This window comes from Peribacillus acanthi, from assembly GCF_003073175.1.
Taxonomy (GTDB): domain Bacteria; phylum Bacillota; class Bacilli; order Bacillales; family DSM-1321; genus Bacillus_BN; species Bacillus_BN acanthi.
The window spans coordinates 69,571-90,832 of sequence record NZ_QBBX01000012.1 but is presented as its reverse complement, the minus strand read 5'-3'; the positions used below and the strand labels follow the sequence as shown (position 1 = coordinate 90,832).

The following is a 21,262-nucleotide window of genomic DNA, read 5'->3' as shown; positions in this document are numbered from 1 at the left end:
CTTAAACGATCTTGCCAATTTGGTATTCAGATAATTCTTAAGGTAATCATATGTGATAAGACGCACTTACAAACTAAATAGCATAGAAGGAGTGAAACCATGAATACCATCACGATTTATGATGTTGCTAGGGAAGCAAACGTTTCCATGGCTACGGTTTCCAGAGTAGTAAACGGTAATCCAAATGTAAAACCTACAACTCGAAAAAAAGTATTAGAAGTCATTGAAAGACTAGGATATCGTCCGAATGCAGTTGCAAGAGGATTAGCAAGCAAGAAAACGACAACAGTCGGTGTAATCATACCTGATATATCAAGTATATTTTTTGCGGAACTCGCTCGTGGAATCGAAGATATTGCAACAATGTATAAATACAATATCATCTTAAGTAATTCTGATCAAAACTTGGATAAAGAGCTTCATTTATTGAATACAATGCTTGGTAAGCAAGTAGATGGAATTGTTTTTATGGGCGCCAACATTACAGAAGACCATGTATCTGAATTTAAAAAATCACCAGTTCCGATCGTGTTGGCAGGCTCGATTGAGGAAACAAACCAAACCCCTTCAGTCAATATCGATTATGAAGCGGCTGCTTACGATGCAACAAAGAGCTTTATTGAAAATGGGCATAAGCACATCGCTTTCGTAGTTGGACCTGATGTAGAGCCAATAAACGTATTAAAGGTAAATGGCTATAAGAGAGCTTTGCAAGAAAATAATTTGCAGTTTGAAGAAGGATACCTAGTAGAAGGAGACTATTCTTATGACTCAGGAATCGAAGCATTTGACAGACTGATTGAATGTGAGAAAAAGCCAACAGCCATCATGGTAGGGGCAGATGAAATGGCTTTAGGAGTCGTACATGCTGCACAAGATAAGGGATATTCAGTTCCAAATGAGTTTGAGGTAGTAAGTTTCGATAATACAAGGCTTACCTTGATGGTTCGACCACAAATTACAACAATCGTCCAACCGCTATACGATATCGGTGCTGTTGCTATGAGGCTTTTAACAAAGCTAATGGACAAAGAAGAAGTTCAAGATACTACAGTAGTACTACCCCATCGAATTGAACATCGACAATCAACTAAATCCAAATGAAAAAAGTAAGAACCAAATCAATTACTGATTTGGTTCTTACTTTTTTATGTACTAGAAGATGAATTTGAACGTATAGGATATAGTGCTTTTTCTACGGTTTGAAAATTCTTCTCTGTAATTTCAGGTTTTCTTGGTATTGGCTGATACATACCAGCAGGGTCTTCCCATGTTTTAGGTAAAGGAACAGGAGACGAAGGTTGCCATTTTTCGACCCAATCTTTAGGTAATTCCGCTGACAAGTTTGAGAATTCAGTCATTTCCAACCAAATATGGGCCCATGCTCTTGGAACGACTCTCCAAATATCATATCCTCCGCCACCCACAGCTATCCATTTTCCATCACAGTATTGATGAGCTAACTGATGGGCTAAACGAGGGATTTCTTTGTAGATTTTCATCGTTGCCGATAGGTGGGTTAGTGGATCAAGATAATGTGAATCCGCACCATTCTGTGTAAGAATGACATCTGGCTTGAAAAATTCTACTATTTCTTTTAAGGCCGTGGAATAGGCGTGGAGCCATGATTCGTCTTCTGTAAAGGCATCCAATGGAATATTGAATGAATAACCATAACCTTGACCTTGTCCACGTTCATTAACATTCCCGGTTCCGGGGAATAAATAGCGCCCTGTTTCATGAATGGAAAATGTACACACGTTTGGATCATCATAAAAGGACCATTGAACTCCGTCCCCATGGTGAGCATCCGTGTCAACATACAAGACTCTGGCATTATACTTGTTTTGCAAGTACTTAATGGCAACAGAGCTATCATTATAGATACAAAAACCAGAAGCCTTCCCTCTGAAACCGTGATGAAGTCCTCCCCCTAAGCTTAGAGCATGCTGGGACTGTCCCGACATGACATAATCAACAGCGGTCAAAGTGCCGCCTACTAATAATGCACTGGCTTCATGCATGCCGGGGAAGACGGGTGTATCCTCTGTTCCTAATCCAAAGCTAGAAGCACGTTCTTCAGATAACGTACCTTTACCTGCCATTTTGACAGCCTCCACATATGAAGGATCATGTATGAGGTGAAGCTCTTCATCTGTTGCCATTCGAGGAGCGACGATATCTTGATCACTAATCGCCCCTGATTTTTTCAATAAATCTAAAGTGAGTTTCAGACGCAATTGATTAAAGGGATGATTTTCGTTAAAACGGTATTTTAATAGATCATTAGAATAGACAAAAACCGCTGGCTTCATGATAAAATCTCCGGTATTTTTGGCCACAATACATCAAAACCATTTTCCTTTAGTGCTTGGACGACCGCTTGCGGATTCATGATTTGAACTCTAACGACTAAAATTTTATAAGAATCATCCTGCTTATCCGGATACACAAGCACACTATGGATATTGGCTTTTTTGGTTTTAATAATTGCAGTGACTTCACTAAGCACACCTGAACGGTTTGGTACTTTGATTTCCAATTGTGAACCTGGCTGATGGGCTCCTGTTAATTTAACAAAAGTGTGTAATAAGTCTGTTTCGGTAATAATGCCTACAAGCTTATTATCAGACAGAATCGGCATGCAACCAATATGATTTTCATAAAACACAGCAGCTACTTCTTCTACAAAATCTAATGGATGGCCTGTGATAATATCTTTTTTCATAATTGTGCTCAATGGTTTTTGTAAGTCTTCTAAGTGAAAAGTCGAACGGAATATAGAGGGTGTAGCATCACGGATATCTTGGTTTGATACTAGTCCAACTAGTTTTTTCTCATCGTTGACAATGGGAATGTGTCGAATTTTCTTATCACGGATGATTTCAATAGCAGTTTGGATTGAATCTGACTCGTTCAATGTGACGACATCTGTATTCATAATATCTTCGAGAATCATAGAATATCCCCCTACTCGTATGTATGAATTTGCTTGAAAGAATCATGATTTTCATATTAATACATAAATCGATTCATAAACCTTAGGCGATCAAATTTTTGAACAGATTCTTGTGGAATTCTCTTTCCGATTCTAGCCATTAGACAGTTAGCTGGATGTGAGGAGATTTCTGGATCGTCTGTAGCGTAGTATTCAAGTCCACCGGCATTCATCATTTTCTCCATAATTTTACGGTAATCCCATACGTTCAAGCCAGTGCCTTTCAAATCCCAATGCCAGTAATACTCTGTAGTGATGACAATGAAATCCTCCATTGCATCATCCATCATGGAAACAATAAGTAGATTTTTTCCTACAGCGCATCCACGGAATTGTGGGATAACTTCAATTGCACCTAGCTCAATCAAGTCTTCCATTTTTCCTTCTGACCACCGTTCCAATGGGTCTGGATATAGATATGTTACATAACCTACTATTGTATCAAGATGCCTTGCGATAAGAATACGTCCTTCTGGCAAAGCCGCGATATCAATCAATGCTTTGTGTTGTTGCGCCGGTGGACGAAAAGCAACTAAATCTTTATGGAATTCATAGTTTTTTATTTTCTCTGCAGGGACGGGGCCTTCTATAATGAGTGTCCCGTGAGGTGTCTTTAATTCTTTTGCATTATAAGTTTTGATATGCTCCATCTTTTCACCACCAAATCGAACTTTTATCAAATATTATACATGAAAAAAGGAAAAAGTTATGTTGTTCTTAAAACTTTCAGAATTTGCAACCTTAAATTATTTCAATATGATAAATATTCTATCAATAAAACTAGTAAAATGAAAGCGTTATCAAAGGAATAGAAGGATTTTGTCGAAAAGAGTGATGGTGTACTGAATTTTAAAAATTGAGAATATATTTTTATTATTATATAATATTTAGTGAATATTTAAACAAAGGGGGAATTGGGCGGATGAAAGTGGAAGCGCTATCAGTAATTAAAGGGGATTACAATCTACCGAACTATGAAGAAGTGTACAAGCAGTTCGATTGGAAAGAAACTGAGAAAAATTTTTCCTGGTATAACACTGGTAAAGTAAACATGGCATATGAAGCAATCGATCGCCATGCTGAAGGAGCTAGAAAGAATAAGGTTGCCCTCTACTATCGTGACGGTTCCCGTGATGAAAAATATACATTCAAGGAAATGAAGGAACTATCTAATAAAGCCGGAAATGTATTGAAGAATATGGGGGACGTAGAGAAGGGCGATCGAGTATTCATCTTTATGCCTAGATCTCCTGAACTATATTTTGCTGTTTTGGGTGCTATTAAATTGGGAGCGATTGTTGGACCATTATTTGAAGCTTTTATGGAAGGTGCGGTTCGTGACCGCCTACAAGACAGTGAAGCTAAAGTATTAATTACAACACCTGAATTGTTATCTCGTGTTCCAATCTCTGAACTTCCAGCTTTGAAACATATTTTCCTTGTGGGGGCAAATGTAAAAGAAGAAGGAAAGCTCTTAGACTTTATGAAGTATTTCAAAGATGCAGATAGAAAGTTAAAGATAGAGTGGGTACAGCGTACAGATGGTTTAATCTTGCATTATACATCTGGTTCTACTGGAAAACCAAAGGGAGTATTGCATGTACATAATGCTATGATTCAACACTTTCAAACAGCTCAATGGGTTCTTGATATTAAAGAATCGGATGTCTATTGGTGTACAGCTGACCCAGGGTGGGTAACTGGAACATCATATGGTATTTTTGGGCCATGGTTAAATGGTGTATCAAACGTGGTTGTAGGCGGTCGTTTTAAACCTGAAACATGGTATAAAACGATTGAAGATTTTGGTGTTACCATTTGGTATAGCGCGCCTACTGCTTTCAGAATGTTAATGGGTGCTGGGGATGAAATCGTCAAGAAATTCGATTTAAGCACACTTCGACATGTGTTAAGTGTAGGAGAACCATTGAATCCGGAAGTGGTAAGATGGGGAATGAAAGTCTTCAATAAACGTATTCATGATACATGGTGGATGACAGAGACAGGGGCACAGTTAATTTGTAACTACCCTTGTATGGAAATCAAGCCGGGATCTATGGGTAAACCAATTCCAGGAGTAGAAGCTGCAATAGTGGATGATCAAGGAAATGAGTTACCTCCTTACCGTATGGGCAACCTTGCTATTAAAAAAGGTTGGCCATCTATGATGCATACAATCTGGAATAATCCTCAAAAATATGAATCGTATTTCATGACAGGTGATTGGTATGTTTCAGGTGACTCTGCATATATGGATGAGGACGGGTATTTCTGGTTCCAAGGTAGAATTGATGATGTCATTATGACGGCTGGAGAACGTGTGGGACCATTTGAAGTAGAAAGTAAATTAGTCGAACATCCAGCTGTTGCTGAAGCGGGGGTTATTGGAAAACCTGACCCAGTTAGAGGAGAAATCATTAAAGCGTTCATTGCTTTAAGGGATGGATACGAGGCTACAGATGAACTTATTGAAGAAATTCGTCAGTTCGTTAAACGTGGTTTAGCGGCTCACGCTGCACCTCGTGAAATCGAATTCAGAGATAAGTTACCTAAAACAAGAAGTGGTAAAATCATGCGTCGTGTACTAAAAGCATGGGAGTTGGACCTTCCAACTGGCGACCTATCCACGATGGAAGATTAATAGTTTTTATAAAAGCTGTTCAATGTACCTGTTGGTGATTGAACAGCTTTTTACTCTGTATGGTATTGTTTATAGTCGAGGATTTAACAATCCTATAAAAGCTGTGAAAAGATTGTGCAACGACATTTCAATCAAAAAAAGCTGCGAAAGTGTTCTTCGCAGCTTTTTGATTTAATTAAAAGATGGTGAGGATGGTTCAATTGGTTTAGGATTTTTAGGTTTAGGATTTTTCGGTTTAGTAGGATCTGTTGGTTTAGGATCTGTAGGCTTTGGATCGGTTGGTTTAGGATCCGTAGGCTTCGGATCAACTGGTTTGGCATCCGTAGGCTTACTTGGTTCTTCTGTCTCTTCCTCTTCCTCTTCCTCATTTTCCACTGGTTTTCCACCAATCTCTACAGTGTTAGAACTACTGGATTCTTGTCCGATGATGTCAACCGCCCTTACAGTATAAGAACCAGAGCCTCCTGTGTATGAAAGTGAATTACTTGCTTTTATGCTGGCTACAAGATCATTTCCATTATAAACACGATAGCCGATTACGTCTCCTTCATGATGACTTCCCCATGATAAAGTATTTCCATTCAATATGACACCAGGGGCATCAGGTGCTTTGCCATTATCCTGTAAAGAATCTCCTGCAGTCATGACATTAGAAAGGAACTTATTCTTTGAAAAGACTACTCCAGGATCTGTTAATCGATCCAGACCAATACTTTTCATGAATTCAGGACTTAGCATTAATCCTTCTTCTGTGAATTCTAAAGGAGTAGAAGATAATGCTGAGAATTTTTGATTATGAACCTCAACATACCTTCCAGACGAAAAGCTGCCATCCAATTTGTCTTGCACAAAGTTTGATGGGAATAAATCTGTCACAACAAGTCCGGCCTTTGCACATGCTTCAGTAGCAGCCCCACCAGTAATGGCACAGAATGATCGACGCACAATTCCACCAGGCATTTCAAATCGTTTCTCTGGGTCCATCATTTCTGGGTTCACATCATATGCTGCATTTAGAAGGTCTGCCCAAAGGTAGATGTTGCGTTTACTGTAGGAAAGTCCTTTATAATTCTTAGCTAAAGGCATTGGTTTGTCGTATCCAGTCCAAACACCAAATGTTATATTCGGATTTGATGCAACGAACCAAGCGTCTTGGAAGTTATTACCCGTTCCGGTTTTGCCAGCAAAGTCTGAGCTGAATTTTAATCGTCCTTTAAGCGATGTAGCTGTTCCTTGATTAATGACATCACGCATCATATCAAGGGTCAAGTATGATGTTTGAGGAGTAAATACATCGACTGGTTTACTCTCATGCTGGTAGACTACAGTGCCGTCTTTTGTTTCAATTTTTTCAATCATGTAAGCATCAACAAATTGACCACCATTAGCCAGAGTTGCAAATGCATTTGTATTTTCCTCAACTGTGACACCTTTTTGCATGGCTCCAATAGACATGGATGCGTTCGAATGGTCTTCTTTTGTTAAGCTAGTGAAGCCCATTTTTTCTAAAAATTGCGTTGGACGTTGATCCACAATGTCACTGTAAAATTTTGCTGCAGGAACGTTAATCGATTTAGTTAAGGCTTCCCTTGCTGTAGTCAAACCAGAAAAACTCTTAGAGTAGTTATTTGGATAGCCTTTATCACCCCAACCGGAAAGCTGCATTGGTGCATCCGCAACAATAGAACCAGGGGCAATTTTTCCCCATTCAATGGCAGGGGCATACACTAATAAAGGCTTCATGGTTGATCCGTTCGGACGCAGGGATGAAGTGGCATGATTGGTTTCCTCTTGTTTAAAATCACGGCCACCGACAAAACTTATAATTCTACCAGTGTTGTTCTCTATTAAAACTGCGCCTAGTTCAACCGGAAGTTTCTTTACAATCTCTTCTTTTGAGTCTGAGTCAATGACTTTTGCATTTTTGTCAGGTCCGTAATAAGGATAACTATCTTTAATCTTTTCCATTTGCTCAAATATTTCTTTATCAATGGTTGTATGTATCTTGTATCCATTTTGTTTCAAATTACGAGTAGCTAAGCTGACGTATTGATTGTAAAGATCTTTGTCTTTTTTAATATCGTCTTCCTCATATCCATCTTTTTCTGCAAGGATAATAGCAAGAATACCTACTGCTCGTTTTTCAACTTCTACAGTCAACCATGGATGCTTATCCATAATTCTTGGTTTGGATGGAATCAAGTCCTTTATAATATCGTAATTAAGGGCGTCCTTGAATTGTTGATCCGTAATATAGCCCCCATCGTGCATTCTTGTAAGGACTGTTTTCATGCGGTCGAGTCCTGGCTGTAAGTATTTCGAATCTTTTATTTTTCCATCACGCGTAAACGGTGTATAACCAAATGGACTTTGTGGGAGGCCAGCGATGAATGCAGCTTGTGGTAAAGATAAATCCTTAGCGTTAACCCCGAAAATTCCAGTCGCTGCGGATTGAACACCTGCAATGTTGCTACCTGAGGAGTTTCTTCCAAAAGGTGATACATTCAAGTAAGCTTGTAAAATTTCGTCTTTTTCAAAAAATTTCTCGATTCTTAAAGCTAAAAGTATTTCTTTAGCTTTTCGGGAAAAAGAAACTTCATTTGTCAGTACTTGTTGCTTTAACAGCTGTTGTGTTAACGTACTTCCACCTGATTGGACGGAAGAGTTCGATACTTCCTGGAATAAGGCACGAAGTATGGCTTTAGGAACTACTCCATCATGCTCGTAAAAGTATTCGTCTTCAGTGGCAATCACAGCATTCTTTAAGTCAGCCGAAATGTCATCCAACGAAACTTCAACCCGTTCTAGGTCGGAGCTGAGTTTTCCGAAATATACATTATTGGCGAAGTAGACTTCCGATGTCTCTTCATAATTGTATATATCCTTTTTAAGGTCATCTTTTGGTCTTATTGGCTCATCTTTTACAAGGGATGCGAAGTAACCAGCACCAACACCTCCTGCAAAAGCAGTACCTAATACTGCCAATATGATAAAAATTAAAAATAAGTTCCAAATCACTTGATAGGTAATATTGAAATAGCGTTTCGATTTTGGAGTAGAAAAAGAGGAGAAAAAGTTCCTCAATCTATCCAAAAAAGTGTTTTTTTCCATATTCTCAACCCCCTGAAATCCCTTTCATTATACCATACAAAAGAAACAGGAAATGACAACTTTCAACAATTTACATATTATGTAAGTGGTGGTTTTTTTATTTAATAAATGCGTTTGACTTTTAAATGAATCTATAATAAAATCCAATTACTATTTAATATACCTTCTGCAATGACAGGAGCGAGTAGGTAAACGGTCACTGTTTTAGAGAGCCGGTGGTTGCTGCAAACCGGTACAAATCGTTTAGTGAATTACTTCCTGGAGCATTTGATGGGAAAGTCCGATTTTGGATTAGTAGCATCAAACGGTAAGAGACCGTTATCTCTTTTCAAGCGGAGAACAATATTTATGTTCTCAAGTTGGGTGGTACCGCGATAACAATCGTCCCTTCATTTAATGAAGGGGCGTTTTTTTATTTCATAAAATTTAGGAGGATAAGCCATGGAATTACTAAAAGATTTACAATGGCGTGGAATCATTTATCAACAAACGGATGAAGAAGGCTTGAAAGAGCTTTTAGATAGAGAAAGCATTTCCATTTATTGTGGAGTCGATCCTACTGCTGATAGTATGCACATTGGTCATTTACTTCCATTCTTAACTTTACGCAGGTTCCAAAATCATGGTCATCGTCCAATTGTTCTCGTGGGCGGGGCAACTGGCTTAATTGGAGATCCAAGCGGTAAGAAAGAAGAACGCCAGTTACAAACAATTGAAATGGTTCAGCATAACGTAGCTGGGCTTAAGAAACAGTTATCAAAAATTTTCAATGTTGAAGGCGAGAATGGGGCAATCATGGTTAATAACTATGATTGGACTAGTAAAATCGACATCGTCACTTTCTTAAGAGATTTCGGTAAGCATATCGGAATTAACTACATGTTAGCTAAAGATACGATATCTTCTAGATTAGAAACAGGGATTTCATTTACGGAGTTTACCTACACAATCTTGCAAGCAATGGACTTCAACCATTTATATGAACATCATAACTGTAAACTTCAAATTGGTGGAAGTGACCAATGGGGGAATATTACGACTGGATTGGAACTAATCCGTAAAATGCAACCTGAAGGAGCTAAAGCTTTTGGCTTAACTATTCCTTTGGTTACTAAAGCAGATGGTACAAAATTTGGGAAGTCTGAAAGTGGGTCAGTTTGGTTAGACCCTGAAAAGACATCTCCATACGAATTCTACCAGTTCTGGATTAATGCTGCTGATGCTGATGTTGTAAAATACTTGAAATTCTTTACTTTCTTATCAAAAGAAGAAATTGAAGAATTGGAACAAGCGGTCGAAGCGGAACCTCACTTAAGGAAAGCACAAAAAGCATTGGCAGAAGAAATGACACGTATGATCCACGGTGAAGAGGCATTGCAACAAGCGATAAAAATTTCTGCTGCGCTATTCAGTGGGGATGTAAAGGCATTGACTGCATCTGAAATCATGCAAGGATTCAAGGATGTCCCTTCATTTAAAGTTGAAGAAGATGCAGAAACAAACCTTGTAGACATATTAGTAAATGCAAAAATTTCACCTTCAAAACGCCAAGCGCGTGAAGACATACAAAATGGAGCCGTTAGCATTAATGGAGATAAAGTGACTGATACTCAACATGTTCTTAATGCAGACGATAAAATTGAAGGGCAATTCACCATTATCCGACGCGGGAAGAAGAAGTACACATTGATTCAATATTAAAATAAGCTAATTCGTAAAACAGATTGTTTCTGTTAGTAAGGTTGCTTTACCTTGAATAGTCAAATATTAAATAAAGACGGGTGCACAATTAGGTCTTCTAAGCCTTTTGTGCACCCATTCTTATGTCCTTTTATTTCCTTCACTTTTCAACCAATAACGGATTCCTCGTCCAGCATACGGTTCATCCTTATATCGTGGAATGATATGTAAATGGGCGTGAGGTATAGTTTGTCCACCCACTTCATAGCAATTCCATCCTACTGAATATCCTTCTGGGCTATGTTTTGAGTCCAATAATTTCTTTGCTTCAATTAAGAGATTCTGAGTTGCTAGCCATTCTTCAATGCTTAGGTCAAATACCGTTTCTTTATGTAATTTGGGGATTATAACCCCTGAACCGATCAGGACATCTTGTGGAATTTGCAAGAAAAGACAATGCTCATTTTCTAATACAATTTCTTGCCCATCAAAGGAAAACGGATTACAAAAGGGACACGAATTCATATATTATCACTCCTAGTAACACAATAACTTTATCTTAAAACAAGGCTGTGTTAAAGTACATTGTTGATTTTTAGCAGTTTGTTGATTGGAGTGGAAGACGCTTGACTCCTGGGGGATTAGCGTTACAGGCGAGACCCCGCAGGAGCGCTAGCGACGAGGAGGCTCGGCGAACGCCCCCCGGAAAGCAAGCGTCTGGAACGGAAATTAACAGGCAGGTTTAACAGAACCAAATACAAAAAAATCCCCCATATAAATGGAGGATTTTTGAGACAATACCGAAAGATTAACGAGAGTAGAACTCAACGATAAGTGCTTCGTTAATTTCAGCTGGCATTTCAGAACGCTCTGGTAAGCGAGTGAAAGTACCTTCTAATTTGTCAGCATCGAAAGTTAAGAAGTCAGGAACGAAGTTGTTTACTTCGATAGCTTCTTTAATTACATCAAGGTTACGTGATTTTTCACGAATAGAGATTGTTTGACCAGGCATTACTTTGTAAGATGGGATATCTACGCGGCTACCATTTACAAGAACATGACCGTGGTTTACTAATTGACGAGCTGCACGACGAGTGCGAGCAAGACCTAAACGGTAAACAACGTTATCAAGGCGAGATTCTAAAAGCATCATGAAGTTCTCACCGTGTTTACCTTGCATTTTACCAGCTTTATCAAAAGTTGTACGGAATTGACGCTCATTTACACCGTAAGTGTGACGAAGCTTTTGCTTCTCTTGTAATTGTAAACCGTACTCAGAAAGCTTTTTACGTTGGTTCGGACCATGTTGTCCAGGAGCGTAAGGACGCTTTTCTAATTCCTTACCAGTTCCAGATAATGAGATACCAAGACGACGGGATAATTTCCAGCTTGGACCAGTATAACGAGCCATGAATGACTCCTCCTCTATGTTTTTATTTGGGTAAAATAAAAACCGTTGTGATTGATCTTCTAGACCATTTTGTTTTCATGTAACTTCGCCCTAGCAGCAAAGGGTTACGAGATACACCTCTTTTAATTATCGAGAGGAACAAAATGAATTCAAGAGAGATTAGATTCACATAGGCTGCGATATTTTACACAAAGGATAGTATATAACGCATGGATGGCAATGTCAAGCTAGTACTTTTATTCTACTTAAAACTATATCATTTTGAGATGGAAAATAGAAATAATAGAAAGTCAAAAAATCGACAATTACTTGTAAGAAATTTCAAAAAAATTACGATATAATACAATGTAATATCGCTGAATTTCTGGTATTATATATATTGGAGTAATAAATCTTTGAATAAAGATATTTAACAACAAGAAGTAACAGAAGCATTGCTATCGGAATTGATTTTTATTAACTCGGATTAAACCGGGTTTTTTATATGATTAAGGCAAATCACCGCATTGCAATTATTAGTAGGGATGATGGAAATGGGAGCTAAGTTATCAGAACTAAATGTAGAATTGAAAAGTGCACTATTCGATTTGTTGGAATTTAAAGATACAAAATTAGACTACGAAACGCTATTGGTGAATATTTTAGAAAACCTAAAGCGTTTTTTTGAAGCTGCCGAGGTATCTTTTTATAGACTGAATGAATGGAAGAGAAAGCTTTACCTAGAAGCGTCGACTGATCCGTTAAAAAAGATAAATGATAAGGACCAAATAATGATGTGTGCAATACTCGAAGGAACTTTACGAGAAAAAACATATTATTATAAAAATTTTCCTTATGCAGGATTCAGTGAATATCAATTAATTGTCCCATTAAACCTTAATAACTTACCTATTTCTTTCCTTGCTTTTAAAGAAGGCACCTGTTCATTATTGCGTGATGAAGAATCTTATGTAGAGTTGACAAGTGTTTGTGGAAAGGTACTAGAAAAAGTACATAGTATTACGGGGATTATTAGTGAAGAAAAGCGTTATCGTCAGCTTTATAGAGTAACAGAAAAATTCCACTCATCGATGGATATGGATTCTGTGCTTGAAGAGATTATAGAAACTCTAAAAGAAGTTTATCCTACTTTCACATACTATTTATTATTATCACACGATAACCATACTCGTGGGAATCTCCCAATCAAGGATTTGGAATATGATAGTGAAAATATCGCAGCCATGCAATCATTTGTGACTGGGCAAACACAGTTTGAAGACGATATCATCGGTAGAAAGTCCATTTTATATGCGCCCCTAAAAGGGAAGCAAGGAGTGTACGGTGTTCTGCAGGTTATTTCACCTGATACTGTACTTTTTCCGAAAAGTGAAATCGAGTTTATTTCGCTTCTTGCAAACACTGCAGGTAGCGCATTAGAAAATGCCCAACTTTATCACCAGTCCAAAAGGCTAATTTCTGATTTGCAATTAATCAATGAGACTTCTCATCGTTTAAATTCTAATTTAAGACTTAGCGACACAATGAATTATATGAAAGAACAAATTACAAGTTCATTTCACGCCGAAGAAATTGGATTTGTCATGATTTCAGAAGACAATGAAATCAATATGTTGCCAGGAACTACTCCTTTCTTTGAGACTTCCGCAGCTAGTAGATACGTATCCTTTATTAGTGAACGAATCAATCAAAATAAAGAATCTCTTTTCATTGGTGATCTTTCATTCCCTGGTGAAGCTAATAAAGCAGAATATAAATCTTTGATGGCTGTCCCAATGGTGCAAAGTGGTTCTCTTAAAGGCTTTGCGGTTGTCATGCATTCGGAACCATATTATTTTTCGTTTGAGGTATTTAAGTTACTTCAATCTTTGATTCATCACTCCACTCTAGCATTTACAAATTCGCTATTACGTGAAGAGTTGGAAAGAATGGTGGTAACAGATCACTTAACAAAGCTGTATTCCCGAAATTATTTGGATGATAAATTAAAAGAGTCTATGGAAAACGATGCACAAGGAACCTTTATATTATTTGATATTGATAATTTCAAAAGAATTAATGATAGCTTTGGACATCAAATAGGCGATCGAGTTTTAGTGCAAGTTGCCGATTCAATTAAAGGCAGTATTCGTAATGGTGATATCGGAGCTAGGTGGGGGGGAGAAGAGCTTGCTGTTTATTTACCTAGGATTCCTATTGAAATTGGCAGATCGATTGCCGAGAGAATCGCAAACAAGGTAAGTGAGTATTCTTCTCCAAGAGTGACGGTTTCCTGTGGTGTATCCTACTGGAACCAGGCAGTTCCTGATTCGTCGTTCGCTTTATTTAAACGCGCGGATGATGCATTATACCAGGCGAAAAATAGTGGGAAAAATAAAGTGGTTGTAGAGCAAAACAACTATAGAGAAAAAGACCTAACCAAAGGATGACACACGTCCATTTGGCTAGGTCTTTTTCTTTATAATTATCTTCTCCCGCTGTTATTACAGATATGAAACTAAAGCTTCTGCGAAAAGATTAAGCATCTTTTCATCCGTTTCATCAAATCTGTTTTTGATGGGACTATCGATATCTAAGACTCCTACTAGCTCGCCATCTTTTAATAATGGCACTACAATCTCGGATTGAGAAGCTGCATCACAGGCGATATGACCTGGAAATGCATGAACATCTTCTACCCGTATGGTTTTACGCTGCTGAGCAGATGTTCCGCATACACCTTTGCCAAGAGGAATCCTTACACATGCAGGTAACCCCTGGAATGGTCCTAACACCAGATTTCCATCTTCCATTAGATAAAAACCGACCCAGTTTACTTCATTCAAGAATTGATTTAATAATGCAGATGCGTTACTAAGATTAGCAATTCGGTTTGTTTCCCCTTCTATAAGGGCTTTTAGTTGTTTAATAACTAATTGGTAATTTTCTTCCTTCGTGCCACTATACATTTCGACATGGAACATCATATTACCCCTTTCTCCTACAAAATTAATGCTATTTTGATTTATTAAAAACGATAATTGAGTAATTTGTCGAGTTTTTAATAAAGGGAATTAGTAGTTTTGACAGAATATTACCGAATAACCAATATATTGCGAATGGAAGGTGAGCAGATTTGAAAAAGACAAACGGATCAAAGCAAGCCATTATAGAAGCAGCTTTATACCTTTTTCACTTAAACGGTTATCACGGGACTTCCATCAGAGATATCGCCAAAAAAGCTAAGGTGAATTCGGCAACGATTTCCTACTATTTTAAAAATAAGAATGGTTTGCTGGAACATTGTTTTATATCCTATTTAGAGGAATATACAGGGATTCTTGAAAAATCGATTCAAGATTTAGCTGATATGGATGCTAAAGATTGTTTGAATGAAATACTAACGAACATTTTTAATTTTCACAGTAAGAACTTTGTCGCAGCTCGTTTCATCCACAGGGAAATGTCTTTAGATACGAACTTGAACAGAGAAATACTCTCTACTTATTTAATGAAAGAAAAGTATCTATTCACAATGGTTTTAGAACAAGGTTTTGAGCAACAATCATTTAGAAAAGTATCCATTCAAGCCTTTATCCTTCAGTTGAAGGGATTGATTTTAGCACCAGTTATTCATGCTCATTATGCAATGGAAGTACTACACATGTTTCCACAAGAAAAATACTTTATGGATAAGTATTTAAAGCAAGTACAGGAATTTCTAGCGAATTTCCTTTGGTCCCAGCCTAAGGTAGAAAAAAAGACGAAAGAGGTTTTATTCACGGCCTAACCTTCTGGTGAATTATTTTCTTCTGGTCTCGGAAGGCTTCTTTATTCTAGAAGTGATTAAAGAAGAATATCCTTGGCCTAAATCTTTTGCTTGATGGGCGTCAGAACCGTACACTAACGGGATGTGCATATCTAAAGCCATTTTCACATATTGATTAGAAGGATAAGGCTCACCACACCATTCCTTTTGGGTACCTGCTCCATTGTAATCAAGTGCCATCCCTTTTGTTTTTATTTGCTGAAGAATTCTCATTACATCATCATCAAAGTTTGCAGATACAGGGAATTTCTTTTGAAACTTGTGAACGAGTGATAAGTGTCCTACTCGGTTAGGCTTATAAAGTCCTAAATCACTTTGTATGCCTAATTCAACTGTTTCGTAGTACTTCTTATAAACCTTATGCACAGATCCTTCTAATTTGATAAGCTCCTCAAACAAATCCACGCTGTAATCGAGGCAATAATAGTTGCCTTGTAGCTTAATAAAATGCACAGAAAGGATGCTATCGTCTAGTGTCGGTCCATATGAATTAAGAAATAATTCTATTTGTTTCTCGTAGCCCTCAATAAAATCAACTTCCAATCCAACATTTATGGCTAATTCATCTCTGTATTCTTTTTTTAGAGCTTGAACTTCTAAAAGGTATTCCTCTAATTCCCTCAATCCCATACTACTATCACGAGTAGGAGTAGTATCGATAAACCCTTCTGGTAGAGGAGCGTGTTCTGTAAAAGAAATTTCCTCCAGCCCTAATTCAAGAGCTTTTTCAATATATTTTCTAAAGGAATCGGACGTACCATGTAGACAAAAAGGTGAGTGAATATGACCATCGGATTTCATAGAAGTTCACCCCTTCTTAAAATAAATGATTTTGTGTAAAAGGTAGAGTTGTGGCAAGTTGGGATAATAAGGAGCCTTGCTTTTCCTTATTGAAGAATAATTTATTCAAAAAATTCATTTTTATAGTTAAAAATGGTTGTTTACATGGTATCATAAAAGCATTGTTAAGAACATTTACTAGTTTTTACATATATACATAGGGGTTTTTCAATTATTGGGATAGTGTACGAAATTCGATTATCCCATTTTTATAATATATTTTTTGTATTATAGCTTAGTTTTGGCGAACGGGGGCTTACAATGGAGTACATATTAGTGTTGATACTAATAGTTATTGGACTGATTACAATGGGATTCTTCTTTAGAAAAAAGCATTATCGAGAGATAGACAAGTTGGAAGCTTGGAAGATGGATATTATGAATAGGCCAGTATTGGATGAATTGGCTAAAATTAAACAATTGAATATGACTGGGGAAACCGAGGAACTATTTGAGCGATGGAGAAAAGAGTGGGATTCCATTATAACAGTGTATCTTCCAGATGTTGAAGAGCTACTGTTCGATGCTGAAGAGTATGTTGATAAATATAGATTTTCTAAATCGAAACAGGTTCAACATAGTATTGAAGAAAAGCTTAAAGAAATCGAGTCTAGTATCCAAACGATACTTTCTGAATTACATGAGCTTGTAGGTAGTGAAGAAAAAAACCGAACAGAAATCGATGAATTGAAAGAAGCGTATAGAACATCTAAGAAAGCTCTTCTAGCACACAGACATACATTTGGAGCTGCAGCTGGTAGATTGGAAGTTTTATTGGAGCAGGTTGTTGAAGTATTCTCAGAGTTTGAAGATGCTACTGAAAATGGAAACTATTTAAAGGCTCGTGAGCATGTATTAAAAATTAAATCTATGCTAAAAGAATTAGCTGGTAAGATGGAGGTTATCCCTAATCTGTTAGTAGAGATTCAATCTTCCTTACCTTCGCAAATAGAAGAATTAAAAGATGGGCATTCTGAAATGGTTGATCAAGGATACATTCTTAATCATATTGACTTTGAAAAAGAAATCTCCATGATGGAGCTAGCTTTGGAAAGATATGCAGACCATATTTCAAAAGCTGAAACAGCAGAGATTGAAGTAGGGATGCAAGAACTTCGAGATAGTATGAATGTATTGTATGATCTATTAGAAAAAGAGGCTGTTTCAAAACAAATCGTTCATAAAAACAATATCCAACTTGAGGAAGGTATATCTTCTATTCAGTTTGAAAATGACAAATTGAAAACTGAAATTTCTTTTGTACAACAAACCTATCACATCACAGAATCTGAGCTAGAATCACATAGACAAAATGAAAAACAATTAAGTCATCTAGTCAAGCGTTTTGAAGTGTTCAAGGTTAAAGTAGAACAAAGCCAGACGGCTTATTCTTTGTTAGCAGATGATATGAAGGAAATCGAAGAAGGTGTCTCGGCAATAAAGAAAGAGTTTGAAGCCTTCACTATTAAGCTCCAAACATTAAGAAAAGATGAAATCGAAGCACGTAATACGGTTCAAGATTTAAAGAAAAAACTAGCTTCTGCCAACAGAATGATTGTAAAAAGTAATTTACCTGGGTTGCCATTGAGCTATAAAGAATATTTACAAGATGTAATGGTAAGTCTAGAAGACGTACATCAGAAATTAGAAGAAAAACCACTTGATATGTCTGCAGTCCATATTTTTTTAGAGAAAGCAGTCCATTCGGTTAACGAGTTTTATGAACTTACAAGTCGATTAATTGAACAAATGTATTTAGCTGAACGAATCATTCAATATGGAAATCGTTACCGTAGTAAATACCAATTAGTTGCAGTTGCATTGAAAAACGCAGAAGATAAATTTATGAGTTACGAATATGAACAAGCTGTGGAAGAAGCGGCTTCAGCCCTTGAAAAGGTTGAACCAGGCTGTCTCCAAAAACTTGAGTTTGAATTGAATCTTGAAGAAGTAAAATAGAATACATGAAAAAACTCCGCCATATTGACGGAGTTTTTTCATGTCATTTAATTAGCTTTTTTGCCATTTATATTAGAAATTACTAAACCGATTAGCGCTCCTACGATAGCCGGAACTACCCATCCAATTCCTTGTGATGATAAAGGTAAATATTTGTATAAAGAATCCAATAAAGGAATATGAATGTTTGCTGCCGCTAATCCATCAATTAAGCTTACTATACCTGTTAAAACCAAGGCTAATTTGTATACAAGAGGTGCTCCTCCAAATGAATCGTGGAAGAAGGACAGAATGATTAATACAATTGCCAATGGATATACGAATACTAAGACAGGTAAGGAAACCGAAATTAATTGAGTAAGTCCAATATTCGCTACGATCATACTGAACACAGATAACACCAGGACAAATGTTTTATATGAAACAGAAGGCATTACTTCTGAAAAATATTTCGCACAAGAAGAAACCAAACCAATACTAGTAGTTAAACAAGCAAAAGTGATCGTTAATCCTAATATTATTGTCCCGAATGTGCCATAGAAGTACTTCGCTGAAGCAGAAATTATAGCTCCGCCATTATCCATTGCTCCAATGGCATCCATACTTGTCGCTCCTATATATGTCAACGATATATATACAAAAGCAAGTCCAAGAGCAGCGATGAGACCAGCAGTGATACAAGCTTTTGTTATGGATTTTTCATTTGTAATGCCCATGCCCTTAATGGAGGATATGACTACAATTCCAAATACAAGAGATGCGATTGTATCCATTGTCAAATACCCTTCAATAAATCCTTTGAAAAAAGGTTGCGTAACATATTCACCTGAAGGCTGACCAGGTTCTCCCATTGGAGAAATAAAACTTTTTGCTACTAAGATAATTAGAACTGCAATCATCAACGGAGTGATAACTTTTCCAATTCTATCAACTAGCTTAGCAGGGTTCAATGATAGCCAAGCTGTAATTAAAAAGAAAATAACTGTATATATAAAAAGCGGTAATGGACTTTTTATTGTTTCAGCTGCTAAGAAAGGAGTGACTCCGATTTCATAAGCTACAATTCCAGTTCGGGGTATACCGAACAGTGGTCCGATTGCTAAGTAAAGAACTATGGAAAAAACCAATCCGAAGAGTGGGCTAACACGATTTGCAAGCGTTTGCAAATTACCAGATTTTGCAATAGCGACAACACCTAGTAATGGGAGGCCTACTCCGGTAACTAAAAATCCAAACACTGCAATCCAAAGATTGGTTCCTGCCTGTTGACCTAAAAATGGCGGGAAAATAATATTGCCAGCGCCTAGAAATAATGCGAATAGCATTAGTCCTATCGCAATGGTTTGTTTACCAGAAATTTGTTGATTCATAATGAAGTTGGAACCTCCTGATTATTTACCAGAAATTTTGAACAGTTTACATACTATCATATCTTTTTGAAAAATAGTCATGTTTTAAAAAAGTGTAAATTTTAAGTACATTAAAATAATTATAATTATAAAATATCAAAAATCATTAGAATTACTTCCCTAGTATGGGGTTATTTAAGAATAAAGATTGCAACTTAAGAAGAGGGAATTTCTCCCTATGAAATGTGGTTTTCTTCACGCCTCTCATATGATAATATAGTAAATTGCGAAAAGGCAGACAAACGGCGGTGTATAAGAATGATTTATTTTGACAATAGTGCAACAACAGTTCCTTACAATGAGGTAATTCATTCATTCGTAAAGGTATCGACAGAATATTATGGTAATCCCTCTTCACTCCATGGTATTGGGGCTAAAGCAGAAAGACTTTTAAGTCAAGCGAGAAGTCAGATTGCAGAGTTATTAGAGGTAAGGGAAAGGGAGATATTCTTTACATCAGGTGGTACTGAAGGAAATAACCTGGCGATAAAGGGTATAGCACTCGCCCATCAAAATAGAGGAAAACATATCATTATTAGTAGCATTGAACATCCATCAGTTAAACTTGCCTGTGAACAGCTTCAATCTCTAGGTTTTGAGATAACAGCTCTAAATGTGGACAAGTACGGCAGGATATCAGTAGATGAATTAGAGAAATCCATTAGAAAAGATACTATTCTTGTGTCTGTGATGCATGTCAACAATGAAACAGGAACAGTCCAGCCTATTTCTGAAATCGGAAAACGTTTAAAGAATTATTCAAAATTACTATTCCACGTTGACCATATTCAGGGGGTGGGAAAGGTGGATTTAAATATAAAGGATAGTCATATTGATTTGTGTACATTCTCTGCCCATAAATTTCATGGACTAAAGGGAAATGGGTTCCTTTATGTAAGAGAAGGTGTACAGATTTCTCCCCTACTATCAGGTGGAAATCAAGAAATGAAGCTCCGTAGTGGGACCGAAAATGTAGCAGGAGCTGTTTCTACCGCTAAGGCATTGAGAATGATTAAACAAGAGATGCAGTCTAGTAAGGCACTTTTGGAAGAAATCAAGCAATATCTACGTTCAAAGTTAGAAGCAATCGAGGGGGTTGTCATAAACACACCTACTCAGTTTTCTGCCCCACATATACTGAATTTCTCCTTACCTGGGATGAAATCAGAAGTGGTTATTCATGATTTGGAAGAAAAGGGGATATATGTATCCACGACTAGTGCCTGTTCTTCAAAAAAGAAAACTATAAGTCAAACAGTTTTCGCCATGACTAATGATGAAGCTGTCGCTAGTAGTACTGTCCGAATTAGCTTAAGCTATCAGAATAATCTAAATGAAGCAAAGATATTTATAAAAGCAGTTGAACAAACCATAACACAATTAAAACAAGTGATGAGGTCTTAGA

16 protein-coding genes and 1 other annotated feature are annotated in these 21,262 nt (G+C 37.1%); of the genes, 7 read left to right on the top strand and 9 right to left on the bottom strand.

All coding sequences use genetic code 11. The annotated features are described in order from the left end of the window. The first annotated feature begins 99 nt into the window (after window positions 1–99). The gene (gene ccpA / locus DBX25_RS13395; protein ID WP_108671315.1) at window positions 100–1,104 is read left to right on the top strand and encodes a catabolite control protein A; all 1,005 of its coding nucleotides are present in this window, start codon (window positions 100–102) and stop codon (window positions 1,102–1,104) included. Window positions 1,105–1,148: 44 nt separating this feature from the next. Here the strand turns inward: ccpA and DBX25_RS13390 are convergent, their stop codons facing one another. Genes DBX25_RS13390 through DBX25_RS13380 form a run of 3 tightly spaced genes read right to left on the bottom strand, consistent with a single transcriptional unit; the run spans window position 1,149 to window position 3,648 of the window. Continuing rightward, on the bottom strand, window positions 1,149–2,315 hold the full coding sequence (locus DBX25_RS13390; protein ID WP_205685232.1) for an acetoin utilization protein AcuC: 1,167 nt from the start codon (window positions 2,313–2,315) through the stop codon (window positions 1,149–1,151). Next, window positions 2,312–2,959, bottom strand: coding sequence for an acetoin utilization AcuB family protein (locus DBX25_RS13385; protein WP_108671314.1), 648 nt, complete (start codon window positions 2,957–2,959; stop codon window positions 2,312–2,314). The genes DBX25_RS13390 and DBX25_RS13385 overlap by 4 nt, the downstream gene beginning before the upstream one ends. Before the next feature lie 56 nt (window positions 2,960–3,015). Then, complete coding sequence (locus DBX25_RS13380) at window positions 3,016–3,648, bottom strand: GNAT family N-acetyltransferase (protein ID WP_108671313.1); 633 nt, start codon at window positions 3,646–3,648, stop codon at window positions 3,016–3,018. Window positions 3,649–3,920: 272 nt separating this feature from the next. On the opposite strand from DBX25_RS13380, the gene acsA reads away from it, so the two are divergent. Continuing rightward, complete coding sequence (gene acsA / locus DBX25_RS13375) at window positions 3,921–5,639, top strand: acetate--CoA ligase (protein WP_108671312.1); 1,719 nt, start codon at window positions 3,921–3,923, stop codon at window positions 5,637–5,639. A 171-nt stretch (window positions 5,640–5,810) separates the two neighbouring features. Here the strand turns inward: acsA and DBX25_RS13370 are convergent, their stop codons facing one another. Then, a complete protein-coding gene (locus tag DBX25_RS13370; protein ID WP_108671311.1) occupies window positions 5,811–8,750 on the bottom strand; it encodes a transglycosylase domain-containing protein in 2,940 nt (979 codons plus the stop codon). Between the two features lie 162 nt (window positions 8,751–8,912). After that, window positions 8,913–9,142: a binding site (T-box leader), on the top strand. Window positions 9,143–9,191: 49 nt separating this feature from the next. Between DBX25_RS13370 and tyrS the strand changes: the two genes are divergently transcribed. Next, the gene (gene tyrS, locus DBX25_RS13365) at window positions 9,192–10,451 is read left to right on the top strand and encodes a tyrosine--tRNA ligase (protein WP_108671310.1); all 1,260 of its coding nucleotides are present in this window, start codon (window positions 9,192–9,194) and stop codon (window positions 10,449–10,451) included. Window positions 10,452–10,571: 120 nt separating this feature from the next. On the opposite strand, the gene DBX25_RS13360 is transcribed toward tyrS, so the two are convergent. Together DBX25_RS13360 and rpsD are read right to left on the bottom strand one after the other, a co-directional pair. Then, entirely contained in the window at window positions 10,572–10,955 is a 384-nt protein-coding gene (locus tag DBX25_RS13360) for an HIT family protein (protein ID WP_108671309.1), read from the bottom strand. Window positions 10,956–11,238: 283 nt separating this feature from the next. After that, window positions 11,239–11,841, bottom strand: a complete 603-nt coding sequence (gene rpsD, locus DBX25_RS13355) for a 30S ribosomal protein S4 (protein WP_108671308.1) — start codon at window positions 11,839–11,841, stop codon at window positions 11,239–11,241. Between the two features lie 533 nt (window positions 11,842–12,374). Between rpsD and DBX25_RS13350 the strand changes: the two genes are divergently transcribed. Next, complete coding sequence (locus DBX25_RS13350) at window positions 12,375–14,270, top strand: sensor domain-containing diguanylate cyclase (RefSeq protein ID WP_108671307.1); 1,896 nt, start codon at window positions 12,375–12,377, stop codon at window positions 14,268–14,270. 54 nt (window positions 14,271–14,324) lie between these two features. Here the strand turns inward: DBX25_RS13350 and DBX25_RS13345 are convergent, their stop codons facing one another. Then, on the bottom strand, window positions 14,325–14,804 hold the full coding sequence (locus DBX25_RS13345; RefSeq protein ID WP_108671348.1) for a GAF domain-containing protein: 480 nt from the start codon (window positions 14,802–14,804) through the stop codon (window positions 14,325–14,327). 152 nt (window positions 14,805–14,956) lie between these two features. Between DBX25_RS13345 and refZ the strand changes: the two genes are divergently transcribed. Next, window positions 14,957–15,610: a forespore capture DNA-binding protein RefZ gene (gene refZ / locus DBX25_RS13340; RefSeq protein ID WP_108671306.1), complete on the top strand. Its 654-nt coding sequence runs from the start codon at window positions 14,957–14,959 to the stop codon at window positions 15,608–15,610. Window positions 15,611–15,622: 12 nt separating this feature from the next. On the opposite strand, the gene hisJ is transcribed toward refZ, so the two are convergent. Beyond that, entirely contained in the window at window positions 15,623–16,450 is an 828-nt protein-coding gene (hisJ, locus tag DBX25_RS13335) for a histidinol-phosphatase HisJ (protein WP_108671305.1), read from the bottom strand. 300 nt (window positions 16,451–16,750) lie between these two features. On the opposite strand from hisJ, the gene ezrA reads away from it, so the two are divergent. Next, a complete protein-coding gene (gene ezrA / locus DBX25_RS13330; RefSeq protein WP_108671304.1) occupies window positions 16,751–18,448 on the top strand; it encodes a septation ring formation regulator EzrA in 1,698 nt (565 codons plus the stop codon). 47 nt (window positions 18,449–18,495) lie between these two features. Here ezrA and brnQ read toward each other — a convergent pair whose 3' ends face one another. Continuing rightward, window positions 18,496–19,818 carry a branched-chain amino acid transport system II carrier protein gene (gene brnQ / locus DBX25_RS13325; RefSeq protein WP_205685231.1) on the bottom strand — a complete coding sequence of 441 codons (1,323 nt, stop codon included), beginning with the start codon at window positions 19,816–19,818 and terminating at the stop codon, window positions 18,496–18,498. Between the two features lie 297 nt (window positions 19,819–20,115). On the opposite strand from brnQ, the gene DBX25_RS13320 reads away from it, so the two are divergent. After that, the gene (locus DBX25_RS13320; RefSeq protein ID WP_108671302.1) at window positions 20,116–21,261 is read left to right on the top strand and encodes a cysteine desulfurase family protein; all 1,146 of its coding nucleotides are present in this window, start codon (window positions 20,116–20,118) and stop codon (window positions 21,259–21,261) included. Window position 21,262 lies beyond the last annotated feature (1 nt).